The sequence below is a fragment of the Synechococcus sp. R55.7 genome (assembly GCF_047461955.1).
In the GTDB taxonomy this organism is placed as follows: domain Bacteria; phylum Cyanobacteriota; class Cyanobacteriia; order Thermostichales; family Thermostichaceae; genus Thermostichus.
In genome coordinates, this window is the sequence record NZ_JANSIC010000002.1 from 1 (window position 1) to 3,969 (window position 3,969).

Annotated in this window: 3 protein-coding genes; 2 read left to right on the top strand and 1 reads right to left on the bottom strand. The window is 59.9% G+C overall.

Translation table 11 applies throughout. The features are described from left to right. Positions 1-329: 329 nt before the first annotated feature. On the top strand, positions 330-1,412 hold the full coding sequence (locus NW820_RS00220) for an isocitrate/isopropylmalate dehydrogenase family protein (protein WP_414406351.1): 1,083 nt from the start codon (positions 330-332) through the stop codon (positions 1,410-1,412). A gap of 57 nt (positions 1,413-1,469) precedes the next feature. On the opposite strand, the gene NW820_RS00225 is transcribed toward NW820_RS00220, so the two are convergent. After that, positions 1,470-2,396: a D-isomer specific 2-hydroxyacid dehydrogenase family protein gene (locus NW820_RS00225; RefSeq protein WP_414406352.1), complete on the bottom strand. Its 927-nt coding sequence runs from the start codon at positions 2,394-2,396 to the stop codon at positions 1,470-1,472. 336 nt (positions 2,397-2,732) lie between these two features. On the opposite strand from NW820_RS00225, the gene NW820_RS00230 reads away from it, so the two are divergent. Next, positions 2,733-3,944, top strand: coding sequence for a phosphodiester glycosidase family protein (locus tag NW820_RS00230; RefSeq protein ID WP_414406353.1), 1,212 nt, complete (start codon positions 2,733-2,735; stop codon positions 3,942-3,944). Positions 3,945-3,969 lie beyond the last annotated feature (25 nt).

Consider the following 3,969-nt stretch of genomic DNA (forward strand, 5'->3'; position numbering starts at 1 on the left):
GGATCCCGCCCAGCCGCCCGGCCATGGCCACGGGTTGCTCAACATGCGCTACCGAGCCGAGTTGATCGGGGCAAGCATTGCTTGGCGTAATCGCCGCTTTGGCAGTGGCACAGTGGTGGAACTGCGGATCTCTTTGCCGCCGAGTTCCTAATCTTGTCCCCAGCCCAGTCTTTTCAAGGTAGCGGACGCAGCATTTTCGGTCTCAACCTGTTCTATAGTCGTTTAAGCTCAAGGGTTCCCGGTTCTCTAACCTGTCTGGTGGAGGGATCCTCTCACGCTGGCAAGGCGGAGTTTTTGCGCTGTCGTTAACACTGCGAGGAGAAGCATCTGTGGCCTATCGTGTGACTTTGATCCCTGGGGATGGCATTGGCCCGGAAGTGGCCAAGGCGATGACCACGGTCTTGGAGGCTACTGGGGTTCGGTTCGAATGGATCCCGGTAGAAGCAGGAGTGGAGGTGATCGAGAAATACGGCACCCCCTTGCCGCCCCAGGTGTTGGAGTCCATTCGGGAAACCAAAGTGGCGATCAAAGGGCCGATTGGCACTCCCGTAGGTACTGGCTTTCGTTCGGTCAACGTGGCCATTCGCAAGGAGCTGGATCTCTACGCCAATCTGCGCCCGGCCAAATCCATGCTCGGTGTCAAAAGCCCTTTTCAAGACATTGACCTAGTGGTGGTGCGGGAAAATACTGAAGATCTCTATGCCGGGATCGAGTTTGAACGGGGCACGCCGGAAGCCATCCAGGCGCGGGAGGAAATGATGCGCCTTTCCGGCAAACCCATCCGCGAGGGATCCGCCATTGGCATCAAGCCCATTTCGGACTTCGGCAGCCGCCGCATTGTCAAATTTGCCTTTGAGTACGCCCGCCAGAATGGCCGCAAGAAGGTGACGGCAGTGCACAAAGCCAACATCATGAAATTCACCGATGGCTTGTTTCTGCAGGTGGCGCGGGAGGTGGCCCAGGAGTACCCCGACATCGAGTTTGAAGATCGCATCGTGGACAACATGTGCATGCAACTGATGCAAAAGCCGCAGCTCTACGATGTGCTGGTGCTCACCAACCTCTATGGGGACATCATTTCCGACTTGTGCGCGGGGATGATCGGCGGGCTGGGGGTGGCGCCGGGGGCCAACATCGGCGACGGCATTGCGGTTTTTGAGGCCATTCACGGCTCTGCTCCCAAATATGCCGGCCAAAACAAAGTCAACCCCTGCGCTCTGATCCTCTCCGGGGCGATGATGCTGCGCTACCTAGGAGAGCGGGAGGCTGCCGCAAGGGTGGAGGCGGCGGTGCAGGCGGTGATCGCCGAGGGCAAGCAGGTCACCTATGACCTGGCCACAGGGGATCCTGTCGGCACTCAGGAGATGGCAGAGGCCATTGCTGCCCGCGTGCGGGAGATGGCTTCGCAGTAGGGTTTGGCGCCAAATGTTTCTGATCCCAGGCTCCCCAAGGGAGGGGGGCTAGAGGACTCAATACCCCAAAACCGGATCCACCACCCCCAGCAAGGGATCCCCGGCCCGGAAGCGCCGCACATTTTCTCGCACCCGCTTAGAGAGGGCTGGGACAATCATGGCATCGGTAAGAGCAGTGTGGGGGGTAATCAGGCAGTTGGGCAAGCTCCAGAGGGGATGCCCATCCGGTAGGGGCTCGGGATCCGTGACATCCAAGGCGGCCCCGCGAATGACCCCCTGCTGCAGGGCGGCCACCAAGTCGGAGGTCACGATGTGCTTGCCTCGCGCCACATTCACCAGCCAGCACTGGGATCCCATCTGCTCCAACTCAGCTTGGGCGATGATCCCCTCGGTTTCCGGCGTGAGGGCCAAAGCCAGGATCACCACATCTGCCCCTGCCAACACCGTTTGCCGTTCCGCGAGTGTCACCACCCGCGTGGCCCCCGGCAAGGGATCCGCCTTGCGACGCACCACGTCGATGGAGCATTGAAAAGGCTGCAACAGCTTGATCAACTCTTGGGCGATGCCCCCGGCCCCAAAAATGACCACGCGGCTGCCCCAGAGGCTGGTACCGGAGCCTTCCTGCCACGTTTGGGCCAAGGCGCGGATCTTCAAGTCGCGCAAGCCGGCCAAGGTCAAGGCCAAGGCATGTTCCGCCACTGGCTGGGCATAGACCCCCTTGCCACAAGTCCACACATAGGCAGGATGCAAAACCCCTGCCCGGACAAAAGGCTCTACCCCCGCCCAGGGCAACTGCACCCAGCGGATCCCTTTCCCTTCCGCCAGACAGCACTTCAGGCCGGGCACATCAAAGGCATCGGCCCAGACCAAGGCTTCTGCTTCTGCCAGGGGCACAATTTCGCCACCCCCTGCCAAAACAGCCTCTTTGAGCCAGGGGCGAAGATGGCCGGGTTCGACGGCAATGCGTTTGCCTTGGATGCCCATAGGAACCGTTGGATGAGGCTTTCCCCTTGCCAGGATACTGTCGGCAGAGCGAGAGATGGCATGCACGGGCAGCCGCAAAAACCGGTGATCGAGTGTTAAGGGATCCCAAAGGGATCCTGGGCCACTTCCATAGGATCGCTAGGGTGAAAATTAGGGCTGCTGTGTTGGCTCAATCCTTAAGTAGGTAGCATTCCCCAATGACCCTATCCGAACTGCTGATCTTGGTGACGCTGCTCTTTCCCGGGATCCTGTTGTCGCTCATTGTGATGGGAACCTTTGCCGCAGGGGGATAATCATCTCCCAATGACAATGGTGAAGCCCTAAAGACGTGAAGACATGTCCAAAACCAAGCTGAGCGCCTGGGTCATGGGCTGGGGGTTAGCCTGCACTGCTGCTCTCTTTTTGCCCAGCGTGGCTGCTCAAGCTCAGGTGACCCTCGGTGTGCAGCCGGTGCGGGTGGTGCAAGGGATCCCTTTGTACCAGAAGGAGGTTTGGGTTGGAGACAATCGGATCCCCGTTTCTATCGTGGTCATTTCTCTCGCAGCGGGCCAACTGCGGCCTATCTGGGCTGCACCTGCGGGGCTGGTGGGTCTGGGGGAGCTGTCTTCCTTTGGCCCCGAACAGGGAGCAGTAGCCGCCATTAACGGTGGGTTTTTCAACCGCAACACCCGTCAGCCGCTGGGGGCAATTCGTCGGGATGGCCGTTGGATCTCCAGCCCCATTTTGGGTCGTGGGGTCATCGCCTGGTCGGATGGGACGGCAGGGCAAGAAGGGGGATCCGTGCGCTTTGCCCGTTTGCGGATGCAAGCAGAGCTGCGCAATGCCATTGGGGATCAAATCCCAGTGGTGGGCATCAATACAGGCTATATCCTGCCCGGCATCTCCCAGTTCACCCCCGACTGGGGATCCACCTACACCACCCAAACGGACGACGAAATGCTCGTGATGGTGCGGGAGGATCGGGTGCAAGAGATTCTGATGGCTGGCCTGGCCGGCAGTTTAACGGTACAGATTCCCAGTGAGGGGTATGTATTGGCAGGGCGGGGGCTAGAAGGTGCCCTAGAAGCCCGCAAGCTGGTTCCTGGGGATCGCCTCAGCTTTTATCTGCGCTTGGATCCGCCTGAGCTGGAAGCCTATCCTCACCTCTTGGGCGCAGGGCCGCTCTTGCTCTTAGATGGGCAGGTGGTTTTGGATGCCCGATTGGAGGCATTTCAACCCCTCTTTCGCCGGCAGCGAGCCGCCCGCAGTGCCATCGGCCAACTGGACAGCGGACATTTGCTGCTGGTGACCGCCGGCAATGCCCAGGAAAACCAAGGGCTTACCCTGCTGGAGATGGCGCAGTTGATGCAGCAATTGGGCTGTCGCCATGCCTTGAACTTGGATGGGGGCAATGCTTCCACCTTGGTGCTGGGGGGAGAAGCCGTCAATTTGGAACACCGACACCCAGAAGCCAGCCCACCCAACAGTGAGACGGATCCCAGTCCCTCCCGGCGGCGCACACCCCGAGTTCACAATGGCCTAGGGTTTTTCCCAAGCCCAAGTCGGTGACAGAAAACTTTTGTGCCGGCGGGAT